This is a genomic window from Dictyobacter formicarum, from assembly GCF_016587435.1.
In genome coordinates, this window is the sequence record NZ_BNJJ01000022.1 from 70,280 (window position 1) to 94,874 (window position 24,595).

Annotated in this window: 22 protein-coding genes; 8 read left to right on the forward strand and 14 right to left on the reverse strand. The window is 54.6% G+C overall.

The window, feature by feature from the left end; genetic code table 11:
- The first annotated feature begins 53 nt into the window (after window positions 1-53).
- The 3 genes from JMI88_RS30355 to JMI88_RS30365 all read left to right on the forward strand — a co-directional run bounded on the left by JMI88_RS30355 (window position 54) and on the right by JMI88_RS30365 (window position 7,536).
- Window positions 54-644, forward strand: a complete 591-nt coding sequence (locus JMI88_RS30355; RefSeq protein WP_201365808.1) for a hypothetical protein — start codon at window positions 54-56, stop codon at window positions 642-644.
- An 872-nt stretch (window positions 645-1,516) separates the two neighbouring features.
- Window positions 1,517-6,016, forward strand: coding sequence for an ATP-binding protein (locus tag JMI88_RS30360; RefSeq protein ID WP_201365809.1), 4,500 nt, complete (start codon window positions 1,517-1,519; stop codon window positions 6,014-6,016).
- Window positions 6,013-7,536: a hypothetical protein gene (locus tag JMI88_RS30365; RefSeq protein ID WP_201365810.1), complete on the forward strand. Its 1,524-nt coding sequence runs from the start codon at window positions 6,013-6,015 to the stop codon at window positions 7,534-7,536. Before JMI88_RS30360 ends, JMI88_RS30365 begins: the two co-directional genes overlap by 4 nt.
- Before the next feature lie 564 nt (window positions 7,537-8,100).
- On the opposite strand, the gene JMI88_RS30370 is transcribed toward JMI88_RS30365, so the two are convergent.
- Genes JMI88_RS30370 through JMI88_RS30380 form a run of 3 tightly spaced genes read right to left on the reverse strand, consistent with a single transcriptional unit; the run spans window position 8,101 to window position 8,985 of the window.
- Window positions 8,101-8,415, reverse strand: a complete 315-nt coding sequence (locus JMI88_RS30370) for a hypothetical protein (RefSeq protein WP_201365811.1) — start codon at window positions 8,413-8,415, stop codon at window positions 8,101-8,103.
- Window positions 8,412-8,699: a hypothetical protein gene (locus JMI88_RS30375; RefSeq protein ID WP_201365812.1), complete on the reverse strand. Its 288-nt coding sequence runs from the start codon at window positions 8,697-8,699 to the stop codon at window positions 8,412-8,414. Before JMI88_RS30375 ends, JMI88_RS30370 begins: the two co-directional genes overlap by 4 nt.
- 16 nt (window positions 8,700-8,715) lie before the next feature.
- Window positions 8,716-8,985: a helix-turn-helix domain-containing protein gene (locus JMI88_RS30380; RefSeq protein ID WP_201365813.1), complete on the reverse strand. Its 270-nt coding sequence runs from the start codon at window positions 8,983-8,985 to the stop codon at window positions 8,716-8,718.
- Between the two features lie 263 nt (window positions 8,986-9,248).
- Here JMI88_RS30380 and JMI88_RS40260 point away from each other — a divergent pair, with 263 nt between their 5' ends.
- From JMI88_RS40260 to JMI88_RS30400, 5 genes are all read left to right on the forward strand, one after another.
- Window positions 9,249-9,383: a hypothetical protein gene (locus JMI88_RS40260; protein WP_268906036.1), complete on the forward strand. Its 135-nt coding sequence runs from the start codon at window positions 9,249-9,251 to the stop codon at window positions 9,381-9,383.
- A gap of 91 nt (window positions 9,384-9,474) precedes the next feature.
- Window positions 9,475-10,569, forward strand: a complete 1,095-nt coding sequence (locus JMI88_RS30385; RefSeq protein WP_201365814.1) for a methyltransferase domain-containing protein — start codon at window positions 9,475-9,477, stop codon at window positions 10,567-10,569.
- Between the two features lie 19 nt (window positions 10,570-10,588).
- Window positions 10,589-10,873 (forward strand): hypothetical protein, encoded by a 285-nt coding sequence (locus JMI88_RS30390; RefSeq protein WP_201365815.1) that lies wholly within the window; start codon window positions 10,589-10,591, stop codon window positions 10,871-10,873.
- A 142-nt stretch (window positions 10,874-11,015) separates the two neighbouring features.
- Window positions 11,016-11,510, forward strand: a complete 495-nt coding sequence (locus JMI88_RS40930) for a DUF2690 domain-containing protein (RefSeq protein WP_373323990.1) — start codon at window positions 11,016-11,018, stop codon at window positions 11,508-11,510.
- Window positions 11,511-11,537: 27 nt separating this feature from the next.
- Window positions 11,538-11,855 (forward strand): hypothetical protein, encoded by a 318-nt coding sequence (locus tag JMI88_RS30400; RefSeq protein ID WP_201365817.1) that lies wholly within the window; start codon window positions 11,538-11,540, stop codon window positions 11,853-11,855.
- 74 nt (window positions 11,856-11,929) lie between these two features.
- Here the strand turns inward: JMI88_RS30400 and JMI88_RS30405 are convergent, their stop codons facing one another.
- The 11 genes from JMI88_RS30405 to JMI88_RS30450 form a co-directional block, all read right to left on the reverse strand.
- Window positions 11,930-13,066: a phosphoadenosine phosphosulfate reductase domain-containing protein gene (locus tag JMI88_RS30405; RefSeq protein ID WP_201365818.1), complete on the reverse strand. Its 1,137-nt coding sequence runs from the start codon at window positions 13,064-13,066 to the stop codon at window positions 11,930-11,932.
- A gap of 30 nt (window positions 13,067-13,096) precedes the next feature.
- On the reverse strand, window positions 13,097-14,050 hold the full coding sequence (locus tag JMI88_RS30410; RefSeq protein WP_201365819.1) for a hypothetical protein: 954 nt from the start codon (window positions 14,048-14,050) through the stop codon (window positions 13,097-13,099).
- Window positions 14,051-14,168: 118 nt separating this feature from the next.
- The gene (locus JMI88_RS30415; RefSeq protein ID WP_201365820.1) at window positions 14,169-14,468 is read right to left on the reverse strand and encodes a hypothetical protein; all 300 of its coding nucleotides are present in this window, start codon (window positions 14,466-14,468) and stop codon (window positions 14,169-14,171) included.
- 24 nt (window positions 14,469-14,492) lie between these two features.
- Complete coding sequence (locus JMI88_RS30420) at window positions 14,493-15,542, reverse strand: DNA cytosine methyltransferase (protein WP_201365821.1); 1,050 nt, start codon at window positions 15,540-15,542, stop codon at window positions 14,493-14,495.
- A complete protein-coding gene (locus JMI88_RS40265; RefSeq protein ID WP_268906037.1) occupies window positions 15,532-15,654 on the reverse strand; it encodes a hypothetical protein in 123 nt (40 codons plus the stop codon). Before JMI88_RS40265 ends, JMI88_RS30420 begins: the two co-directional genes overlap by 11 nt.
- Before the next feature lies 1 nt (window position 15,655).
- Window positions 15,656-16,117, reverse strand: a complete 462-nt coding sequence (locus tag JMI88_RS30425) for a hypothetical protein (protein WP_201365822.1) — start codon at window positions 16,115-16,117, stop codon at window positions 15,656-15,658.
- Between the two features lie 67 nt (window positions 16,118-16,184).
- Window positions 16,185-16,643: a hypothetical protein gene (locus tag JMI88_RS30430; RefSeq protein WP_201365823.1), complete on the reverse strand. Its 459-nt coding sequence runs from the start codon at window positions 16,641-16,643 to the stop codon at window positions 16,185-16,187.
- A gap of 87 nt (window positions 16,644-16,730) precedes the next feature.
- A complete protein-coding gene (locus JMI88_RS30435; RefSeq protein WP_201365824.1) occupies window positions 16,731-17,027 on the reverse strand; it encodes a hypothetical protein in 297 nt (98 codons plus the stop codon).
- Window positions 17,028-17,128: 101 nt separating this feature from the next.
- A complete protein-coding gene (locus tag JMI88_RS30440) occupies window positions 17,129-18,037 on the reverse strand; it encodes a WD40 repeat domain-containing protein (RefSeq protein WP_201365825.1) in 909 nt (302 codons plus the stop codon).
- Between the two features lie 154 nt (window positions 18,038-18,191).
- Window positions 18,192-23,753: a DUF6094 domain-containing protein gene (locus JMI88_RS30445; protein ID WP_201365826.1), complete on the reverse strand. Its 5,562-nt coding sequence runs from the start codon at window positions 23,751-23,753 to the stop codon at window positions 18,192-18,194.
- Between the two features lie 94 nt (window positions 23,754-23,847).
- Entirely contained in the window at window positions 23,848-24,579 is a 732-nt protein-coding gene (locus tag JMI88_RS30450; RefSeq protein ID WP_201365827.1) for a hypothetical protein, read from the reverse strand.
- Window positions 24,580-24,595 lie beyond the last annotated feature (16 nt).

Consider the following 24,595-nt stretch of genomic DNA (forward strand, 5'->3'; position numbering starts at 1 on the left):
GGAATACCACCATCACTCACCTGTTATCATGATCAGCAGCAGGAGAACCAGCCATGTCTTCCATCATGGGACTCACGCCGCGCAGCGCGCTGCGACACCGTCCAATCAATAACGCATTCACCGACATCCCGCCCTGGGTTCGTGCCTCACAAGCGCTTCAGCAGCCCAGACCGCACCACCAGTTTCCGGGCCAGGCCGTGCTACTCCACTTTCAAACACGGTTCCCATCAGCCTCGCTGGCGACCCTGGTGAGCCTGGGTATGGTGATCATGCTTCTGCTCATTCTCATCGGGCAGGGGATCGCCAGTTGGACCAGCACGGTGGTTACCGATTGGCAGTATGGGCGGCCGCGCACCTTTCAGACAGACGCCTTTGTGGGTCATGAGCAGACCGGACAGCCCAGCCATTTCGTAGCGCTGAATGTCCGTGGCCAGGTCGAGGTACTTGAGCTCCCAAGCAACGACCCATCGCGTGCCCGACTCATCCTTGGCCCCCATCTTTCTGGACCGCAGGCCGATCTGATCCCCGTCACCATCCACTTTGTCCCGTCGTCCACTCCCCATGCTCCAAATATGCGCCTGGATATTGGGTCCACCTCCATTCTCTTTTACAATACGCATGGACAATTTCAAGCGCATATATAGTTATCCCGATGGGAACAGACAGGTACACTTGCATGTCATGAAGAATGATAAGCAAGCAAACTATGATATACTAGCGGCGGCAATGTGGAGATTTTACCCCTTTTCATTGCCTGAAGAACGCCTGGGAACAAACCGAGACCCAGACGTTCTTCTTTGTTCTGCCAAGGTGGTAACACACCAACGCCTCCAGGTACTCGCTTCCCTGAAGGCGCTCGCGTTGATTACGAATGCATTCCAACTCATTCGCGAGATTATTGTATCAGATAGCTGCATATCACTCTATCCATAGAAATCCAATGGTGACAGAAGCATGGAGCGACATCACTCGTTCGGCCCCCAACAGAAGAAGTGGGAATGATAAGCTCCTAATGCTCGGTGTAACGAGAGTATGAGTTGACGGGCCAGTGCCTAGTTGGCCTTTGCCTACGGTGGGAACAGGAATTTGGAATAGGAAGCAATGGAACGGCAAACAACGAAGAACATCGAACCTTCAAGGTGTTTCCTGATCAGCCTGTAAGCAGCAACGAATTCATGCTATAATGCTCTGGTTGCTATGAGAGGCCATCAAGGAAACATAGGCTCAGGTGGAGTAACGCGCACAATAGGCGCAGACCACCTGCGAAAAGAGATTGGTACGAACTCGATACAAGAGTCTCATTTGAGGGCTGCGTTCCTCTGCTACCAAAGGTTAAATCAGAGAATGATGCAGCATAACGAGCAGCAGAATCAAAAAGAGAGGGATGAAATGTGTCCAGAAACACTTCCAGGCTCTGGCCATCTCCCCCATTTACTACTCCCCCATTTACTCATGGAAGCCATAAGGTAGCCTTCTGCACAACTCTTGCAGACCAAATTTGGGAGCGTGACTAGCCATGTCGACACAGAAACATGTAAAAAGCTCTATTACTCGCAGCGGAGCGCGGAGACTCGGCGATGAATACCAGGACCTAGTTGCCTTGGAGATAATGGTCGATTGGCTTGAGCATGCTGAGCGATACGAGTGGATGCGAGTTGAAGCTGATGATGCGGGGGCACTTGATGATATTGTCGCACGCAAACGAGATGGCACAGGAGTGTATCGCCAGAGCAAGTTCGCAGTGCATGCTGACCAGGCAAATGATCTGTGGACCTGGAAGGCACTGCTCAAACAAGCTACTGGCCGCAAAGGCCAGAAATTGCCCTCGCTGTTGCAGGATTGGGCCACGTCACTCCAACTCCTCTCGGCCTCAACACCGCAAATGAACGCGGCGCTGTATTCTAATCGGGATGCTACCTACGAAATCCGCCAGGCCTGTAGGCAGGATGATGCTACCCTGCTCGACTTTGCCTTACTGCCCATGGAAGCGCGCCAAGAGATTACTGCACAGTTGGTGAACGAGGAAAACGCCCAGCGCTTCTTTCAACACTTTCACTTCCTCTTCAATCAGCCACATCTTCCGGAACTGGAAGACGGGCTCAAGCGACGATTCTTCCGTCTTGCAGGCACCATACAGGGGTGGCTCTCGTTGAAAGGCGCGCTTCGCTCCTGGGTATGTCATCGCAACTCGCCGCCTCCCGACGGACACATCCGTCTGTCCGATATACGGCGTGCGGCTCTCTGGAATGAGCTGGCAGAATTAACGCAAGAGTTTGCCATTCCAAACGATTATGTACCACCGAAGGCCTTCCTGCAAAGCTTCACACAGGATGTGTTGTGTAGTCACGCGCGTTGCATCGTCTTATCTGGGAGCCCTGGCATTGGCAAAAGTACCTTTATCAGCTACCTGTACAAACATTTCCGGGCAAAACTCCTCCCTGTAGTGCGCCACCATTACGATCTAGGGAGCAGTGACCACACTCCTGGCTTCCGATTGGATCACTGGCGCGCAGCCACATCGCTGATGCATGATCTCGCACATGATCACACTCAGGCGCTTGGTTCCCTTACCAATACGAATCCTCAACCTGGAGACTTGCGTCCCTGGTTGATAGCCTGTGGTGCCTATTATGCGCGAGCAGGCAAGACGCTTACGATTCTGGTGGATGGCCTGGATCATGTCTGGCGCGAACGCCGCTCCGTGGAGGATTTGACCCGCCTTTTGGAATACCTTTTACCAGCGCCAGAGGGGGTGGTGATAGTATTTGCAACGCAACCGGTAGATGACCATCAACTGCCTCCTCTCTTGCTTCGTCATGCTCCACGCGACCACTGGGTCGCGTTGTCCTCACTTGATGAGCCTGCCGTTGAGCAGTGGGTACGCAAGCATGCCAGCGACTTTCCACTGCAGGCGGGGCAACTCCAGTCAACCGTGGTCACTAACCGCTTGGCCAAAGCGCTGTATCGCAAGGGCAATGGCCATCCCTTGCACTTACACTACACCTTGAAGGCGATGCAGGAGCGTCAGTTGGCGTTCACTGAAGAAACGATTGAAGCCTTACCAGGGTGTCCCCATGAAGGCATTACTGCGTACTATACAGAACTCTGGCGAGCACTTCCTGAAGAGAGTAAGGCCATTATGCACTTGTTTGCAGCGTCCCGGTTCCCCTGGCCCTCTGAGGGCATCATTGCCTGTCTGGACCCACAACGCTACCAGATTGCCCAGGTTCGTGACCATTTGCTGCAGGTGCGCCACTTGCTGGTGTACGGCGATCTGGGCTTATTCCCGTGCCATAGCAGTATTATTGCGTTTGTCTCCCAATTGCCGGAGTATCAGGAGTATCGCAAGCCACATCTGCAGAAAGCGCGCCTCTGGCTCCAGCAAGAGGCTCCGGACTACTGGCGTTGGGCATATATGTGGGAAATCGAAGCGGCCCTGGGCAATGACGCGCCACTGTCCCAAGGCCCGAACCGCCAGTGGGTCATTGATGCGCTCGCGGCGCGCAGGCCAAGCAGGGATATCACCAATCTCCTGCATTCCAGCATGCAGAGGTCGTTGCACCAGGCCAATCTCCCACGTCTCATTGAACTTGGACTGCTGCTCGACTATGGTGTCCAGGCATGTGAGTCCTACCGCGACATTCGGGAACAACTTCTCTATGCACAACTCCAGTTGGAAGATGATCCCTATATCCGTACATGGCTATTGGCTCATCTAGACGATGTGACCGACGGTGAACTTGTGCTGTTGGCGGAGCATGCCCTTGCACAAGGCGATCAGCAGACATTCAACCGCTGTTGCCTCCTCGTTTCGGAACGTTTGCTGCTTAGTCGCAGGCAGCAAGAGACCAGCATTTCTCGCTCCTGGCAAGAGCGCTACACGCCGCAGCTGGCTCTGGATGCTATGAGCGATGATGAACGTACCATGAAGCAGGCCCTCGCATTGCTGACAAAAAACCGAGGGAACCACGCCATCTCGCAGGAGATCCTGACCCTCTACAGTGAGCACTTACGCATCTGGCATAACATCGATCCCCTACGGACACTGCTGACCTTCCCTATCGCAGAGCAGCAAACCGAACAGATAATACAGGAAGAACCGGTGCTTCTGACCGAAGAGGCCATGCTACTGCGGCGTCACACTGCTCTCCTTGCATTGGAAGAAGATCTGGACGTTGATGAGCTCGTGTCTTCTGCTGCCGAGGGCGATCCATGCGTCGCGCTTTATGCCGCTATCCACCATCTCCCGTATGATCCTCTGGGGATCATGCACTTGCCCGATCACACGCTGCTCAATTTGCGACGATATGAAGTCTTTGAGCGCCCATTCGAGGTACGTGAGTGCTTCGCTCAAGCATTCTTTGGCTTCCTGGCTAATCATCTCTCTGGAAAGAGAGAGCGCAATGGCGCCTGGCTACGTGTACCAGGAACACGCACCTGGGCTTTGCGCTTTCTCCAGGAGTTAAACGCATGCACAGCTATCGTAGCCGCCAAGATCCAGGCCTCTGCTCCCATAGACTTTGGGGCCTTCTTTGTTAACCTCAGCCGCATAGTGCCCCCTGACTACGAGGAGGAGGACCGTGCTGCATTCTACTACTACAAAGCCGCCTGTGATGCGGCTGTAGACATCGGACTCGACCTGATGATAGTGGTCGGGGCAGCCTGTGGAGATGGTATCGTGATCACACAAGCCCAGCTTACGCAGGCCTTAGCCTCGCCATACTGCGACATAGATATCTTTCTCCAACGTGTTGTAAGCCGACGGCGTCCGGTGTTGGAGGATGCCGCGGTGCAATGGTTGCTCGATGACCAGGAGAGGTTCTTACGAACGGCGATTTCCCCTTGCGCCGATCGTGCCAAACGCTGCGCACAGCTCAGTGCGCTTGCTATTCTTCATAGGAATACAGAACAGGCCCGGCAGCATATCGCTCAATGTGCCGAACATCTGCTTGCGCATGCCTACCATAAGGATATGCTCTTCTACAACGTGCTTAGTGCTCTGCAGCGGTATGCTCAGACAACTTCGACGGAGAACATGCATGGATCCTGCTGGCCCTGGCTGGCACAACTTGCGCCTGCCATTGCAGGGATCCTGGACTATACAGACGGCGACGAGACAAGGAATTTCTCAGCAGAACTCGCTGAGACGCTCGCACTGGCGGCACCTGAAAAATTGGTAGCCTATTATGTGTGGCAATGCGAGCGCAGCGATTACGGCCAGGTAGTGCATACCTTGCATGCTTTTCTTGAACACGCCAATCTAGAAGAGCCGATGGCGCATTCCTTGGCCATGACCGCCATTGATCAGGTGAGCCTGGGAATTATCGCTCGTCGGGCGGCACAAGATGATACTGGTGCCCAGATCGTTCAGGAGCGGATACAAACGAACCTGGGCACAGCAGCATTCGCTTTCACGAAGTCCAGGACCGATCAGCTGCACATCCTGGAAGGAAGAGACGCGGCCGCATTTGACCCAGCTCGTCATTCGCCATCAATGTTTGTTGATACTGATACTTCTTTGGAAGACCTCCCAGGCCCTCTATCTGCCTGGATCGACTATTGGGCGGCTAGGGGCCAAAAAAAGGAGGTGTATCGCGTCCTAACGGAGGCTGACATGCGGGGGATTGATATCGAGTGTTACGACCAGCTCTTCATGCTGGCCCGCTCGCTCTATGGGAAGGCAAAGGCTTATCCATGGTTGGTCAAGGCTCACATCAGGGGCAATGGATGGAGTTGGTATATATCCCGCCAAGACGAGGCAGAGCAGCGATGGCGCATGCTGAAGCAGCACTATCCGGAGAAATGGCAAGCTTTCCTGCAAGATACGCTGTTACAGATGCCTCTCTGGCGTTCTGGTTCGTTTAGCCATGGGGAGTTCCGACGCCTCATTGAGTACTGTCTGTTCATGGGGCAGCGCGATCTCGCGCAGCGTCTGGTGGAGCAAATGGTGAAACGGTCGCTCGAGTTGGTCTCCATGCTGCCATTCCCCACGCCTAACTGGGTAGATGCCTCATGAGGAATGTACGTATCTCACCAGAGCAAGGCCTCACTTGGCTGCTAGCACGGCTGACTTGGCCGATGATTCGTGTCCGCGAACGAGCCTGCGTCGAATTGGGAAGATTGCTGCTGCATCCTCAATTGGGTGACCTGACCCAGAGGACCTTGTTGCAGTGGATAGCCTCGCAGCGTTTGGAAAGTCTGGCGGCACTTGGACTCCTGCCCTTTCTGCTTGCCCATATGGAGGAGAGCACCTATATTGTACCGGTGGCTGATGTGCTCACATCGCTCCATGCTCCATCCCCATTGACTTGGCTTCTGCTCAATGAAATCGATGCAAACCATACACTGTCATTCGCTCAAGCGTGTCACCATGCGGAAACGGCTCCTCAGGATTTTGCACCCACACCATTTTTCGTACAATACGTCAACAATTTCCTGCCGCCTGGGAATGCAGATATCATTCGTCGTGTCGAGCAACAAGAACACATCCCGATCTGGAGACAATGGGCATTTGAATGGCAACACCTGATCACCTTACTTGGGATCACCCCGACACAACGTGAACTGGATGAGTGGCACAGGCGATTGCCTGGAGGAAAACGGTATGTAGGAATTGATACTAGGCTCAGCGAGGTCTATCGCTCAGCGTTCCTGCGTGCAATTGCATGGGCAGGAGCACAAGGCGTTCATCCAAGAGTGGCGCAGTTCGTAGCGGCACGTGCCTGTCCGGTGGACCTGGACCTCTGGCGCGTCTCACTTCAACCCCGACCGGTATGGTGGCCGCAAATTGTGCAGCCAGCAGGGCAGATCGATACCACTGCTGCGGATATCTGGCGGCAAGTAGAGAGGCTGTGGGAGCAGCGAGGAGGGGAGGAGGAGACCGTCGTAGCCGCTAGTGGCATCATCCATGACGAAGAGACATTTTACCATTTGGAGATCACCGGTCTATTTCAGTGTTGTATTGGTCCACAGACACCTGCATTGGCTGATATAGCCACATGGAAAGGAGGCGGGGCTGATACAGAAGGTATGGTTCTCGATCTCGAACGGTCTTCACCGCTTCAGTTTGGTGGAGAAGTGGTCGATCAGGACCCTGAAGTTGAGCTGAGGCGTTTTGCTGATTGGCTTGTACTGCCTGCTGCGTGTCCCGTCACGCATTCCTGGGCGGTGCCTCGCTGGCAAATGTGGCGTATAGAGCGTGATATGTGGTTACCAGCATCCTATCTTGCGGATTCGCCACTCATCGTTGCTTGTGAACCAAGTGCCATCGTGATACGTACCCATGAGAGTGAAATCGGGCGGTGGATCGATTGGGCCGATGGACTAGGGGAGACGACATTGGAGGGCATTCCTCCCAAATCTGGTCAGGCAGTGCACGTGTGCAAGCGTGTAATCGAGCAGTTTGCGCGGCAGCAGAAGCTGACCTTTTGCTGGCTCTGTCATCTTACCGGTTACCATCGCGAGCATCAGAGCCGCGAATATCGATCATTTTCAGAATACCGTACCTATGGAGCATCGTACCTCATAAGGCCTTAATAAGCGAAAGGAGAACTGGGCAGCGGCTCTGAGTGTAGGTGGAACTGAAATCTGAAAAGGGAAGATCGCCAGAAAAAACTACTCCCTCTTATTTGCAACTTGCAGTAGCATAATTGAGCAGTTACTTTATCTCGCCATGAAATTCTTCCGTGCAGAAACGACCGTGATGATGCGCCGAAATAGAGCGTATTTTCCAGCTTATTTGTGCCTTTTCTAAAATGAGCTTTACAAAATCTCAACAAAAGCAATATAGTGCTTTTGAGCTAGATTCCTATTCCAACTTTCTGTTCCAACTGTGGGCAAACCTCTAGTTGGCGTTGTGCCAACCAGCTCCCGTTCACACGGCCGACGCCTAGCCAAGTGTCACGCGCGCGAGCTGCAGCTGCGTCTGTGACGCCAGATCTGGCGTCACGCATCTGTATACTGGAAACAGAAACAAGGCTCCAAGTCCGATGGGGCGATGTTTCTTGTGCCCCTGTAGAGTAGGGAACAGCGCTGGGGTTACCAAACATTGCCAGGGGCTTTTCGCTCTCATCCCCTGGTAATGTCCTCAGTAATAGTGAATCATTCTAGCTGATCGGGATCATAGGCATCATCCCCATAATCGATAATAATGCCCCGCTCCTCGCCCGATTTTTTGGCAGAAATAACGGCATCATTAAAGGAGTTCAGATCGCTATGGAGATATTCAGCAGCCATGCCTAACCGCGTCCTCGCCGTGTTGAGGGCGTTCATATGGCGGCTCCACTCCTCATAGTGCTCCTTGCTTGGAAGGCATTCCAGTGGCTCAACGTTGCGCAAGAACTTGATCGCCTGACAGGCGGCCCTCACATGACCGATCAGCTCGGCTTGCGTGGTGGTCAAGTCGTCAAACATCACAGGCGTATTCCTCCCAACTGCTGTATCGCCTCTTTATACACTCGTGCCTTGGTCTCCAGGGTGTCAGCCACCATCGATATCGGAGCCACCTGGCGGACCCTGGCCGCTCGCTGCAGATACGCTTCTGCCAGGTGTGCCAGGTCAAGGATCAACCCATCTCTGTCCTGGATGCGATGGATCTCTATATGCTGAAGTATTTCGCGGTAGGCATTGCGCACGTTGTCATCTTCACCCTCATGGTTCGCATACTGTTCACAGTGTCGCTTGAATGTCTTCAGGTTCACGGATGCTCCCACCTCCTTATGAGCTGTCACGGCTGGAGATCTCCGCCGCCTGGTCTGGTGATTGCCGGCTCTGTGTCACAGTTCCCAGCTCGCGATGCCCATATTTCACACTCTGGTTCATGATCGCCAGAAGCTCCTGACGATCAATCAGCAAAATACGAGGATCAATGATGTCTTTTGATGTTGAAATATGATGTTTCCTGATAATGCGAGAAATGGTACTTTTCGCCACATGATAATACTGGGCCGCATCACCCAGCGTGATCCACTCTCGTTGTTCTCCCATACAGTCCTCCATCCTGTTCTGTACTCATCTAATCTTACCACGATTCGCAACGCCATCAGCATAAGATGCAATGATATGCATCATACTGCTCGTTTGTTGCAATGCTATGCAATGATATGGTATAGTATGAAATGTAAAAGTTGTATTACAAGCAAAGCATCTAGTTTGTGGTTGTACGTAATACATATTTCTTTGTTCTATTGATAGGCATACTATGATGCACAAACACCGAGATGCTATAGTATGCAGAAAGGGAATTCATCATGGAAACCGAATATGTGATGTGGGGCGACGATCCAAAGCCCGAACCGAAACCCGATGATCCCCGGGGCGACGATGGTGATTATGAGGATCTCGGCCCAGAACCATCGCCGGGAGAAGACGACAACAAGAAATAGGTAAGGACATATCCGACACGGGAGGGGAAACATACGTTTGATGTTTCTCCTCTTTTTTTCTCCCATCTCACCATGAAAGGAAGAGAAACCTATGGATCAAGCACCTGTTCCTGTGTTGCAGGATCAACTCGTCAGAGCCATCCAGGCCGAAGACGTCCAGCAAGCCGATATCCTCAACGCCTTTCGCCGCGTCCCGCGCCATGCCTTTGTGCCTGTTTTTTTTGACCGGGTTACCCCCAATGCACGTGAATGGAGGATGGTGTCCTCCGACCAGGCTGAGTGGTTGCAAAAGGTCTACACCAACCAGCCGCTCACCATCTCGATTGATCAGGATGGCTATCCAGATAGCAGCTCCTCCCATCCTGGCCTGATGGCAAGGATGCTCCAATCGGTCCAGCTCCACCCAGGGAGTCGTGTCTTAGAGATTGGCACCGGCACGGGCTATAATGCGGCTCTGGTAGCGGCTCTGGTTGGTACGACCAATGTCATCACGGTTGATATCAACGCGGCGCTCCTCGATGCCGCGCGCGCACGCATTGAGCGCATTGTTGGCCCTGGTGTCCGGGTCCTGCACGCCGATGGCCGCAATCTGCCGGCCAATCTCGGCCTGTTTGATGCGCTTATCGTGACCGGTGCGCATGAGCGTGTCGAGCCATCCTGGATCAACGCCCTGGCCCCTGGAGGAAGAATCATCTTCAACTGGGCACAGGGTTTGATCAAAGTGATGCTGGAAGCGGAGAAGGTTGGTGATACCTTAGTGGGGCGTGTCTGCGAGTACGGTGGCGAATTCATGTTCCTGCATGCGGGCAATGGCGTCAAACGCACCCTCCTTCCCTGCACCCCATTAGAGCTGGTGGAAGCAACAGCCTTTCAATCCCAGATCTTTGATGATCCCGATTTCAGCTTTTTCCTTCAGATCCATATCCCCTTGGCGTATTCGCTCTGGCGCAAATCAACGGGGGCCAAAGTGTATGTGGTCGAAGAACAAGAACACCATCGCATGCTTCAGTTCTTCCCAGAAAAAATCCGTGGGGATCGCTCGCTCTGGGAGGAGATCCAAACGCTCTACGCGCAGTTTGACAATCTTGCTCGCCCCAAATACACAACGTTTACGTTCTCTTGTACCCTTGAGGGACACATGACATTTGCGCTGGACAGAGCAACCCTCCAGCATTCCCCTTTGTAGAAGGAGCATTCCCCCGTGTGTGACACTGGCGTTCGTTGTGACTGACGATCTCTGGTCACATGCTCCATCTCGCGGCGCGGTCGTGACCATTGGCCAGCCGTCACACATGGGATCTCCATTGCGTTACCTGTGGATGTTACGTTTTGGATGGCAATCAGAGGGTTTTTATTCTCGCATTGGGGATCACAAACCCTCTTGTGGCCGCTTCTCCTCAAGGTTTCTGCGCGTTCCCCCCTTTGCTGTGCTGACGCCCGGTATGCTGATACCGTTCCCATTGATTGCGATGGGAAGAGTAGCTGCATAGCAAGGAGTATTATGACATGCAATCTCTTAGCACATACACCCATCAAGGTACGAATCCACACAAAGGAACCCGAAAGCATAGAGGAAACAGGCCGAGATACCTCTACCTCGCAAGCGTGCTCGCCCTGTTCTGTAGTCTCCTGATGCTCTCCTCTCCCCCAGCTTCAGCCCATTCATTGGCAGGACGTGGGGGAAACACATCACCCAGCAGTCATCAGGCAAGCATCAATGCGTATGCCTCCTATGTATCTTGTTCCGGCTCAGGCTGTAGCCATACCGACCCATACGCCACGGGATGTGCAAACACGATGTATACCGTGGCAGCAATCAACTGGTCCTGGGGGCGGATTGAATTAGAATATTCAAGCCAGTGTGGCACCAACTGGGCGCAGATCTATAGCTGGACCGGACCACGATCTATGAATGTCGCCATATGGAGGGCATCGGGTCCAGATGGTCCAACGGATAGCGAATCTTTTAAGAGTAGTCAATATAGTTGGCTTGCTACCTATCAACTGTATTCACCACATAATAAGGCGAGCGCGGCCTCATGCCTAAGTAACGATTGTATAGGAGAGCTTGATAACGGAAGGCTGTACTTTATATCGGGAAGCGCAGTGCAAACCGCGTACTACTAAGTCGATATTTACGAAGGGGCAGACGCCATGAGTCGATACACATTTTGCGGACAGAGTCCTCGGTATCGCATCATCACGGGATATGATCCGGCGCTATCTTCACTTTTTGCCCAAGTCGAAGATCTAGCATTTGAAACACGGGGGGCCATCATAAATGAACATGCCTCGATTGGGGATAACCCAGAGGAAGGATTACTCATCTGGGTTGGAGCAGACGCACCAATAACAGACGTACACGATATTGAAAAGGCCATTGCCGCCTATAGCACCATCCCCCAGGACATCCTGGTACGCCTTCAACGCGACCAAGAACGCCACGGACAACCACCAGAAAACATGTGCTGACTCCTGTTTTTCCCCAAAAAAAAAGCCCCTCTATTTAGAAAATAGAGGGGCTCCTTTTCACAATTATTCCAGAGTTACACGTGGATGACGGGCAGCACATGCCGTGATTTGCCGGGAGTCTTCTTCGCCTGCATCCTCTGCAGCTTTCGTTGGGCACGCTCAGCGAGAAGAACGAGCCATTGCTGGCGCCGGGGATGCTGTTCGAGTAGCATCCGCATTTCCTCAGTGAGTAATTCTGGCAGCAGATCACACAACCACCGCTGTGGTTGAAAGGAATAGCCTGACTGAATTTCTAACCAGCATAACGACCGGTAGTATTCAGGCTGCGCTCGTGCGCCTGCTAAGAGCGTTGGAACATCCCCCAGGATACAGAGAGAACAGCTCAGCCGATTGGCCCCCATCACGTAGGCCGGATGCGCTGGCCAGCCCGCCAACGCCTGCTCACGCATGGACGCATTTTGATTTGTGACCCCCTCCTGATACAGAATTCGCCGTTCATCCAACTCCTCCTGAGTCGTGCCACATGCTTGCCACACCTGCTCACGGCTCCAACCCAAGATGGGGTACCAGGTAAAAGCCAGGCGCGGACCATGTTGCGAGGGCTGCGCAGATACAGGATCTAGATCAGCAAAGAGAGTCAGTTGGTGGTAGGCATCATACTCTTCCTGGCGCTCTTGCCTGTAGAGGAGCCAGGCATCTTCCGGTGAAGCACTCTCACGGTACTGCTTCCCGCTAATCCCCTGACGCAAGCTCACTGAAGGTTTCTGCGCCCGGGCACGGCTTTCTTTCGCCCGAATGCCCTCAGCACTAACCACCAGCTGCGACGAGCGCAGATACTGATCAATGGGAGACCGCTTGAGATCGCTGGTGCAATAGCGAGCTGCTGATGATGGCCAAAAAGGCGCACTATCTTCCAGCGTAGCCCGCCGCTCCTCAAATTTATCGAGCAGGTCGCCGGCGGCGCGATGCACCACGATCAGTTCCACCTGTAGCGACTGACACAGGTGGGCGAGGAATGGTCGTGTCTGCTGCCACTCCGCTCGCCCCAGATCGGCGAAAATGGCGAAGAGCCGGCCAGAATAGCGCTGCGCTCGCCACCACGCCACGACAGCAGTGAGCAGCGCCTGACTGTCTTTGCCACCGCTCACGCTGATAGCGCAGTCTGCGCCTGCCTCGAAGGCTTCCAGCAGAACAAGAGGAATAGAAAACATAGAAAGCTCCTTCTTGCAATTACATCAAGATTAATCAATAAAATCATTAGGATGAGAAAAAGGTATAAGAGTGGAGTTTGACATCTTATCCCTGTGCGTAAACTCAATAAACAGGGAAGCTTGTACCGGCTTCTGCTGCGCATGTTTGACATTGCCAGCGTAGCGGGGATAGGACACCTGCCAGCTGTATTCACGCACGGAGAAACCACTCGCCTGGCGTAACTTGTGCTCTCGGCCAAAGAGCCCACTCCAGGCGCCGGTATCGCATGAAATCACCCCTGGCAAGGCAGACCCCGATTGGAGTTCCTTGAGCTTGACTCCCCACAGATGCAAAGGAATATCCCGGCCAATAATCGCCTGCACCCGAGCAATCACTTCTAAGATAAAGGTGAGTGGTCGCCCACACAGGCTTCCCAGGCCCACACGAAAGGAGTTGCCATATTGAGTATCAGGTTGATCATCATTCCACCACCCCGTATCCGCGTAGTAGTCGTGCATCTGCCGAATGAGGGGTAAAAGATCACGTGCATGCTGTTCAAATTGGTCGAGGGAATACCCCTGGATAGTCGAAACCCAACACCATGGCACATCCCGATAGCACTGCCAGAACTGCCAGGCCATCCGGGTGGTCCAGGCTTGCCGTTCCGCAACCAGTGCCGCCCCTGGATCGCCCCGTGTCGCTGAGAGGCAGCAGAGATCCAGTATGGCAGCCCACTGCGGCAGCCACACATAGAGCCAGCGTAAATACTGTGCTGGCGTAAACCGATAGTGCCCTCCCCATTTCAGCGTGGCCGTAAAGGCGCCGCAATCAGCTCCTTTGACAGGAGCAGCAGCCACGCTCGAAAGATGCCGGGGAGTACACAGATAGTAGTGACCTCGGCTGTTCGCCCGACAAAAACTGGCGGCCGAGAGAAGCACCGAGGAGGCAGGAATATCAGCGCGCAATTCCTTGGAGCTCACGGTGTAGTACAGTTGAGGATGCATCGTATCTCCAGGCAAAAGAAAAAGGGATGAATGCACTGAAAAGCATTCACCCCAGGATTGGGAAAGAGAAAAGAGGTCCAGGCATGCTATCGTCATACCTGGACCAGTGATAAGAAAATCAAATTTCACGTTGAAGAAGCGTGTTCCTCGGCGGAAGAGAGCATACGTGGGGATGGCACAGTGGGCAGAGACGTGGCCCAGCTTTTTGGCGTTTCAAACGGCGTTCGAGGGCACGATCTCCGTCTTCCCAGACCCGAGCCAATTGCCAGGAAATCCCATGCTCCTTGATCACTTCCATCAGGCGCGCGCCACGTCCAGAACGGTGCGCTTCCAGACGCGCTGGCAGATCATCGGTCCAGCCGAGGTAATGGCCGGCGTGCTGGTAACGCTTCTCAAAGTGGAGAAGATAAACAGTCATCAAAGGGCTCCTCCTGAATAAGCGTTACCATAGGACCAGTTGCTGCAGGTCCTTCGGCAGAGGATCAGGTTCGTGGAGAATCCGGAGTGCTTCCCCCATTTCCTCTTCGCGTCGTCGAGGATCGGCAATCTCGCGATAACCATGCGGCTGGGGCACTGTCGCCAGACGGCGAATCGCCATAAAGTAACGGCGGGCTGCGTGACCGAGCGCATAAGCCATAGCCGGCATTACGGAATCGATCACCATGTCGTAGGACTCACCTAGCGGTCCTACGAAGCGATAATCGCGTGGAAAGCGATGCAGATTGGCGCACTCCCGAACTGAGAAGGGCCGGACACCTCGCGGTGCCCAGCGATCTCGGACCAGGAACAGGCTGCGGTCTCGCCCGTAATTTGCAAAGAGGTTGACGGGCTCCTCTTGCTGGGGGTCGTAGATCTTCGGAGGGTCCCGATATTCCCCATCAAGTCGTTTATACACATACTGGGGAATGTGGAGAGGCTCATCTTTCTCCAGGTAGGCGGCCAGTTGCTGACCCGGCCGGGCCAGTTGGACCTGGGCAATATGATCAAAGTCAAATGGTTGCCGGTGCAAGATGAGAAATACGCGTGCTTTGCGCTGCAGCGTAAAATCCTCACCATAGAGCACCACTTCGGTGCAGTAGTAGAGCGGCAAAGCGCGAAAGGTCTCCATCACACGCCTGAATTTGCGCATGCCCAGGACGTTCTCCAGAATAATTATCTCTGGAAAACGCAACACGATCTCGCGCAACGCTTCTAGATACAACGCATCTCCGGTCCATGTTCCGTGCATATTAGCGGCCAGCGTATAGTGGTCGCACGGAAAGGTGACAAAAAAGAGCGGGATGGACCCTGGCGGATAATCAGCCAACATCAACTGCTGAATAGGCCCTTCATGCACCGTGCATGAAGGAAAATTATGCCGAAGTGTTTTGCAGCGGTAGGGATTCACTTCCACGGCAAAGTGGGGGACCCATCCAGCAAGAGACAACCCACACATGTCCCCACCGGCCCCCGCAAAAAAGTGTGCTGTGTGCAGAACATGTTTAATATTCATTGCGCTGGTGTCGCCTTTCCCCAACAACAAAAAACCCTTTGCTCGCTGAGGAGCAAAGGGTTTTTCTTCTTTCTTCACCGTATCCGCCATGCCGAAAAGCAAACGGCTCCATCTTACGCTCCTTCCCCTGATTTCTCAGCTCTAAGGCACAGGAGCCGGTAGTGTTCTGGGTCATGTGCTAGATTACGCAATGTGTCGTCGCTGATCGCTTTAATACCTCCAGGGATGAAGACAGAACAATCAGAAACATAGGTACCAGGCTGCATGGTGCCGGTACTCAAAAAGATTTGTAAGGCCAGCTGCGTCTCACGATGAATGCAATGCATCCGCTCCATCTGCTCTCGGCTATACTCCTCACCAAGCTCCTCATTGGGTTGAGTAATCCCAATGATTTCGGCAATATCGCCATAGATATCGCTATTGCCGTAGGTTCTATGGCGGCTAATGGCAGGTGCTCCTGGGTTGGATGGAGAGCTTTTGCAATCCTCCCAGCAGACGTGCATACGCTTTATGAGCGCGATGTGCTCTGCGGTCACGGTAAAGAGATACAGGATCTCTCTTTGTGGTATATTCATAAATCTCCTCGTATCAAAAAGCTCCCCTCGCTGTTTCGCGAGGGGAGCATATACACGCTTTTTCTAATCAGCGGATGTTAGCGCCCAAGACCGGTTCGTGTTCCCAGCTAGCGATAATATGAACCTTATCCACACTCATCAGCATCTCAAATGCTCGCTCCAGACCATACTCTGCGACAAGATAGGCTGGAATATACGCCCAGGTCGCGACAGCGTCAGACGGATAAGGACCATCACCTGTGTAATCTTCGTCATACTGCACAGGCACAAAGTAGGTATCCGCATACGCTTTCGTGTATGCGTCTCTGCGAGCTTCTTGATTGTGAATAGCCGCGTTGCCGATCTCCACACCATGCTCCTGGATAATACGCGCTAAGGTCAACAGTTCTTCAGGCGCAAGAACTTGGCCATTCAACGTAATGCGGGACATGACTAGCCCGGTAATGGGTTGTTGATAAAAGAACTGCGAGATGGTTAGAGCCTCGCCAAAGGTGGCTTGCCATTTGAGTGTTTTGGGATCTGCCACGGTGAATACCTCCTCAATAAAAAGTTCCCCTGGGTATCACACACCAGGGGAACTTACACACGCTTTTTTCGTGCTACTACATGCGTACTATGCTAGATTGCCGCCAATTTCTGGATATATCTTGACCTCAGCCAGAAGTTCCCCAATCACCAGAACATACCGCTGGCGGCATACAGGACAGACAACAACGCGCTGCGTATATTCTTCGTCGAGCGGATATAAGAGCACGTGCGTACACTCTGGAGTGCGGCATGGCACAGCCACCAGAACTTGCATCGTCCATGCAAGTTCCTGCGAGGAATTGACGGTTACATCTGTTGTGTTATCATGGGCATCGCTACATTCAAAAATGTCAATGTTTGTTGCGTTATTCATGTCGTTCATAATGAAATCTCCAATCAATACTGACCAAGACAAGCTCCCCTGGGTATCACACACCAGGGGAGCTTTTACATGGCTTTTACATGTTTGAATACTTGAATAACTTATGCAGGGAAAGTCGTGATATATGTTTCTTCGTTGAAGAAGCACATGCCTTCGCCAATGGACGCACAGTGCCGTTGTTCCGCTTCTAGCACTAGTTCATCAGAGGAACATCGGAGCTGATGAATGCAGCCATCCATGTCAGCCGCCATGACGGTATGCCCGTTTGCCCAGGTGAGTCGCTGCGGAAGCCAGCCACATCCTGAGTTATACACAATAGATGTGTCCTGCTGAATAGAAAAAATCTGAATGATGCCGATGTTGCCACCGACGCTCGTCTGGCTACATGCCAGGTGCATACCGTTAGGCGACCAGGCAAGGGCATTGATTTCATTCATCTCCAGGTTATCAGGCTCGGTAGCAAGTGATCCAATATAGGCTTTGAGCTTCACTCCTGTCTGCGGATCTGAGAGCACAATATCCCCCAGACTATTCCCACTCGCCAGCTGCCTGCCATCTGGCGACCAGGCGACACTGGCAACATAGCAATCATGATCATAGGTACTGATGGGCTCGTGCTCGTGGTTGGTTCCCATTGCCCATACACGCACCATTCCATCGCTGCCAACCGAAGCTAGATAACGGCCGTCAGGTGACCACGCGAGATCAACAATCACAGTATCGCTGTGGGCCTCCCACTCCTGGAATAGGTACCCATCAGTGTTCCACACCTTGATCGTGCGTCCCATGCCACATGAGGCCAGAGCACTCCCATCTGGCGACCACGCCAGCGCATAGACCTCCGCTGGATGCCACTCACTTTTGGAAGCAACCCAGATAGGAGTCTGTTGTGCTGGTTCATACACTGCGACCCGGCCATCGTAACTGCCGGCTGCAATGCGTTTTTTTGCTGGAGAATAGGCGTATGAGAAGAAAAAGGCAATAGCGGGAATGGTGGATGAAAAACTCATTTTTTTATGCTCCTATGCGTGAAAAGACAATCACCTTCCGCATATGCAGAAGGTGATATTTTGATATGAGAAACAGTAAAAGGATATGCCCATGTTGGAATGCCAAAGTACACGGTGGCCCACGGGCAAACCACCCAGTGCAAGAGACGGTCATTTACACCTCGCTTTCTTCATCTTCCGCTCGCGCAAGAAGCATCTGTCCAAATTCCTTAAACGTGATCTTGACTCGTTCGCTGGCTTTATCTGCTGCATGGTCAAGCAACTGAGTAGCGTCGGCTTCGCTTTGAAATCCACTATAGCGGTTCTCAACCGGAGTATGATCATCCACGAAGTAGCGAATGGCCCACGAGCCCTGCTTTTGCCAGATCGCATAATACACGACCTCAACAGACCTGCAGGACCCAGTTGCTTGTGCATACTGCGGATAGGAGGGCTGCACTGACAAGGCGGCCACCGTCTCCTCTGCTGCCACAAATGACCAGAGATCCTGTGGTGACTGGGCCGCGCCTCCGCTTGCTCCTTTCGGCTCTGCTTTTGCGGGTGTTTGAGCATCTGCGACCGATTGCTTGGCAGCAAAGTCCCACAGCGTCATGGCAGGCGCTACTGGCGCCTGGGTACGTTTGGATGCTCGTGTCACGCGTGGCTTGCCAGCTGGTGCGGCCGTCACTGGGGAAACCGGGCGCCCTGGTTCCACGGCTGGAATATCACGCACCTCAACCTCAACCCGTGTTTTCGTCGCACTCCCCTTGCGCCGTCGTTGACGAGCGAGTCGAATGTGCTCGTCATTCCCGAAGATCAGTTGCGCCTTGGTACCTGGCATAGCTGCGTTTTGTCCCGATCGTCGTTGACGTGTGACTGGCTGAGGAGCAACCTGTGGCCGTTGCTCCTCGCGTCGTGACGCTGTTGGCTGCGGTGCACCAGGTATTCCTTGCTTTTTAGATCGCTTCACCACTTTTGGCAGCTTCTCCGGCTGCTCTTCTTTTGAAGAGACCGCGGGTGTGCTGGATGTTGGGGGGCTTGGCCTGCCTGGTGGCATCGACGGCGCGGGAGCAACCGAGGCAGGAAATGGAATCAGTTTGCCATGTGTGGGCGTATCGTTCGTCGCCACCTGGCCCGCGTCGTTGGTCCCAGCATTGTCGTTCCGCTCCTGCGGCTCATCTACTGCTTCTGGGAGAAGTGGGGTAACAGCGTTCCCCATCACTGGCTGCGTAGCCAGTGACCCGTCGACGACATGCACAACTGTACAGGCCGGAGCATGTTTCCACACACTCGGACGCTTACCGGTAAAGAAGGCTGGCAACCGATCTGGCAGCATATCCACTGCTCCGATCCAGGTGCGACCTCTTTGGAGCGTCTCACGCTCCTCTTTGGCCCGCCGTGCAAACGCCTGGGCCAACTCATCTGCATCCTCTCCTTTGAGCAAGGTTAAGAGGGCTTCCCCGGATTCGGCCTCATCGTCGGCAAGGAGCTCAGTTTCTACTGTTTCGGAGAACCGGGCCAGGGTAGTGCGATCCGCCCCGGCCTCTTCGATGAGTGCTCCTCGTGCTGGTTCCCCAGCGAAGGCGGCAGCTGCACCACTCTGACCGCCCAGCTTGCGCATCTTCTGATGGCCTGCAGTCCCCGCGTAGGCCAGATAGTAGATGCGCACCTCTTCGCGCTTACCCAGCCGCCAGGCGCGCCGGGATGCCTGTTCGAGCATGAAGAGATTCAAGGCCATCTCGTACCAGATGATCGAGTCCACCACGCTCTGCAGGTTGATGCCCTCATTGACTCGTGAGTAGGGCACGATGGCAACCTTGACCGCGCTGCTGCCATCATTCCGACTACTCATCGCGTCAATGATTTTCTGCTGCCGATCCTCCGGCTTGACCGTGTTGGGCAGCGTCCAACTGGCAATGCCAGCCTGTTGCAACACCCATTCCAGCCGGCGCGCCGTCGAGCGCTCCTGATTCTGGTCAATATAGAGCATCAGGCGGCGCTTCTCGCTCAGTTCCTGCTGGACCAACTCAACTAAGCGACGCTCCAGGGGATACACATAGTTCCAGGCCAGTTGCGGCGTCTTGATGACCAGGAACTTTTTCTTTTCATCGCCCCATACCGTGCGCTCTGTGGTCCAGAGTTCGTACGGTTTCTCGCACGGCAGCACCGCAAACCAGCGAGGAATCGTCCCCTGAGCCATGCGGGCGGCAGCATTGCCTTTACGCGCCTTTTTTGCCAGGTCTTGCACAATATGCAAGTAGGACCCCAACAGATCGTGACCCTGCACCCATTCCTGGATCTGATGGCTTTCCGCACGCGCCAATTCCAGATCTCGGCGGGCCTGCTCCTCTTGCCTACTCCAGTCTTGCAGTACAGATGGGTCAGCCTGACCATCACGCACAGCGTTGAACAACTGGGACTTCTCCTCCTGCAAGCGCACCAACCTCGCTTTGGGCTCGACCAAGATCTCCTGGGCTTCTTTCGTTTTCTCTTCGACCAGCGGGTCGCGCATGGAGACGATCTCAGGGATTTCGATTTTGGGCGGCATGAACGCGCCTACGTCCAGCACCGTCAGGAAACACAGGCACTCTAACAGGTTGGGGATGAGTTTGGCCGAAAGGCCGGGCGCGGGCACGGTCGAGACTTGCACATTCGATTTGCCGCTCCCACGCCGGGCCTCTGACTCGTACTCCTTGGTCCAAAGCTGGATCACCCCATAGCGGCGCAGAGCCTCCGACGCCTGCTTCCAGCTCAGACCCAGGCGTTTCCAGAAGTGGGGATAGAAGCGAAACCAGTAGAAGTAAAAACTGATGATGTCCCCACCATAATGAGTCCCACTGGTAAGCATATGCGTCTGGGCCACCCGCATGGCGCGATGGAGGGCACGAGCGATGTCCGAGTTCTGCGCGCGCCCATTGTGACTCTCATCCACAATGGTGAGGGCCACAGTGCCCTCGAAGAAGCGGATCAGATATTCATAGACGCCAAAGCTATCTGGTGGGGGCGCTATGCGCTCATAATAGCGCATGCTCGGTGGATCAGCTGCATCCATCTCCGCCCCTTTCCCTGCCACCGGCACGCTCGGCAACGCAATGGACGCCATCCCTTCCGAGGAAAGCGTCAACCGACTTGTAGCGAGCGGTTTCGCCTCGATGACTGGATCTGGGGGCACGTCTCTCCCCTCGCGTGCACACTTCTCAAACAGTTTGATGCGATCGCCCCTGAGTACCTCGGCACGCGTGCGCAAATCCGGCAAAACATTGTTCTCTATCACAAAATCCCAATCTCGATAAGGTAGAAGGGGATACTTTTGCTGGGTCAACGCGGTGCGGGCCTCAGTCCACAATGCCGACTTGAGTGGCTTCTGATGCCGTTGTGCGCGCTCCTTATTGCGCGTCGTATGCGCACATTTGCACCACCGTGGCCGGTTCTCAAACCAGGTAATACTCGTCACCGTCTCCCGTAAGCTTTCATCTTCCTCTTCCTCCGGTTGCAAGAGTGCTGGACCCTGCTCTCCTCCCAGGTCGCTTTTTTCTTGCTGCTGCCCATCCGGCACACCTTTTACGGGCTGCAGGCACTCCGGGCAGAGGAAAAACCGATGGATGCGCTCATCCATTAATATTTCGCCCGTCGCGCGCATGCGATAGCCGACAAGCCGCTCTTCTCCGCTGGTGGGGTCAACTTCACGCATCGGCTCCAGATCGGGAAGCAGATCCTTCTCTGGCTTCAATTGGCGCGTGCGGATGACGCGCTGCCTGGGCAATACGGCTGGTTGCCAGTTACGGCCCGAACCACGCGGTTGTGACTGCGAATGCGAGCAAATCGCAATCACCGCCGGGGCCTGACTGTCTGCACAGCGCTCCAGCCAGCGTGGAATGTCTGTATAGCGCTGCACCATCACCGTCTCCGCTTGTGGCCAGGCAGCGCGGATCTCCTTCTCATACTCCTTGGTGACTTTCTTCGGGGTCGTCACCAACACCGGCAGAGCTCTGGGGCCTGCCTGTTCCGGGAGCACTATCACGCCCGTAGATGTGTGACGATAAGCCACAATCTGGCCCGTAGAAGCATCCTCGCGGATCTGAGCCACACCCTGTTCAGGATTAGGCAGCCGTTCCCCATACACCGGCTCCAGATGGAGCATGGCCAACGTGCGCGGATTTTTGAGCCAGGTACGCCGCAGGTTGCGCATCCATGCTGGCTGTTTGTGCCCAGGGGTATCACGGCGCCGTTTCCACGCATAGGCTTGCCGGGCTGCGGTCGCAATAGCCATGCGTGTTTTGCCGGTCCCCGGCTCGCCTTGAATCGCAATCAGCCCCCGCTCATCTAGCGAGCGAGCCATCGCCAGCACCCGGTGCATCTGGGCCGGAGCCAGGCCAGGAAACTCGGCCTTGGGCAACTGCTTATCGATGCCGAACTGGGCAAGCACCTCCAGTTCCCAATCCTCTGGGTCCAGTTGATAGAGAGGCGGGCGCTTTTGCTGGGCATACTGCGACAGCGTCACAATATGCGGCGCGAGGAAATCAAAGACGGCCGTCCCTTCATAATAGAGGGTCCGCCCTCGTCTGAGATTGAGAACGCCCAGCACAGGATAGTCCTGCAACTGCTTGGCTGAGGCACTCACCACGCCTTTAGAGCGTAGGTTCTCTTTGGTATCGGCATCCAGGGTCATCTTTGACCATTCGGAGCCAACAAATGCCGTGAGCAGGTAGGGGCTTCCGTCCAGTTCGATCACCTCGCCTCCCAACATGCCAGTCATGATCTCCGCCGCCACATGCGCGACACCCGTATAGGGCATCGCGGGACGGTCCAGGGCCGCCTCCTCCTGCCAGGTAGTGGCCTGCGCCCATTCAGCAGAGAGATCCGCACCTGCTCCCGGCTGCTCCTCCGTTCCCAACAGCGTCTCCAGAATCAGGGCTTCATCCGCATTCTGGACATCGAAATAGGGGAACACGGAAACAGGAGGAACCACATAGGGATCATCTATAGGGGTCGAAGGAAGAGTGGGTGGTGCTTCCGCACCCGCCCACCCTTCTTCCTCCGGGTGTTTGGGGTCCTTGCGCCAGCGATAGGCCAGAAGTGCCTTGACCAGGGCCTCATCGAGATCGCGGGGCGTCGCCCGTTTGCGGCCCACCACTACGATCTGGGTATATTTCTCAAATGGCGACTCGGTTTCGCCTTCCGCCTCTGAGGGCATTTTCCATACGCGGATATCGTCGTACCAGCGAGCCCAGTACTGAGCCATGGTACGGTTCCAGGCCGAGCGTGCTGGAAGGATGGCGCCCAGAATGCCGCCCTCCGCCAACGCGGGGGTCGTGCGGGTCACGAATTTATATTCGGCCCGCTGACCATTGACAAAAAAGTACGGGGGGTTGAGCACCGCCAGGCTGACCCCGCCCTGGGGCACCTTCACCCCTTCATAAGCGCTGGGAATGATGCTCGGCATCAGATTCGCCAGGCGGGTGCGAGCTGTCACGGCACGCTCGGCACTGATCTCAATACCAGTACAGACCAGGCGCACCGGCATCGCAGCAGAAAGATCGAGCAAGGGGAGCAGGAGATCCCCCTCCCCCGCCGACGGATCGAGAACGCTGATAAAGGAAGAACCAGCCACCTCATTCTCATCGGAAGCATAGGAAGCAGGAAATGACAACAGATTTTGATAAATGCGTACACCAATCCCTGGTGGGGTTCGTACAAACGAGGAATGTGACAGGTTCTCAAGGGTTCCATGAGCCATAGAGGTATCTCCTTGGCACGTTACGCGCCACAAAAAAGGCCCCGTTGGTTGTAGAGAACCAACGGGGCCTGTCCTACACAGGGCATCACATGACCTACTCCCAGGGGAGCCAGCCTTCCTGGACACCCTGGGCGACCAGGGCATTCCATTGATAGACATCGGGCTGGATCTTCCACATGTGGACCCCCAGCGCGGGCAAGGGCGCAAGCAATGAGCGTTGCAGCCCACGATGCCATAAGGCACTGGCCCACATCTGAAGCCGTTCCGGATGCGCATCGTCCCGATAGAGCAAGACCACTCGCAAGGCACGAAGGTGGCCCAGGAAGCTCAAAGCGTGCGGGGTCTCCTCCTGGAGATTGCCCAGCACATAGCGCGCGCCCGACTCAGGGATGCGCACCTCTTCCAGGTGGGGGTGTTTGCCCATATGTGGCGCCTGCAAAATCCCCTCACCAATGTGGGATGTAAGAGGGATAGCAATCGCATGCGTCAACTTGAGGTGGGGCAGCTGTGTAGCAAACTGCTTATAGTTGTAGTCACCCCGCTTGAACACCTGCGACGCGTCCGGCCAGGCCACCGTTTCGGCATGGCGGAAGACAGCCTCTTTCTTCTTCCAGATCTGCGCCAACACTGCGCTGACGCTGGTATCACGTCCAATCAGGCTCATGAGCGCGATCTGGCTCTCATCAAAGGCTATCGCGGCTACATTGACCACCTGACCGTCCTGTTCAATCGTGCCCACAAATCCGGTGGGATTAATGGGGCGCACGGGAAGGGTGCCAGCCAACATCGATGTCATTGGGGACGAAAAAGTACGTGGGGCAAGCATGATGGGTCCTTTCTAC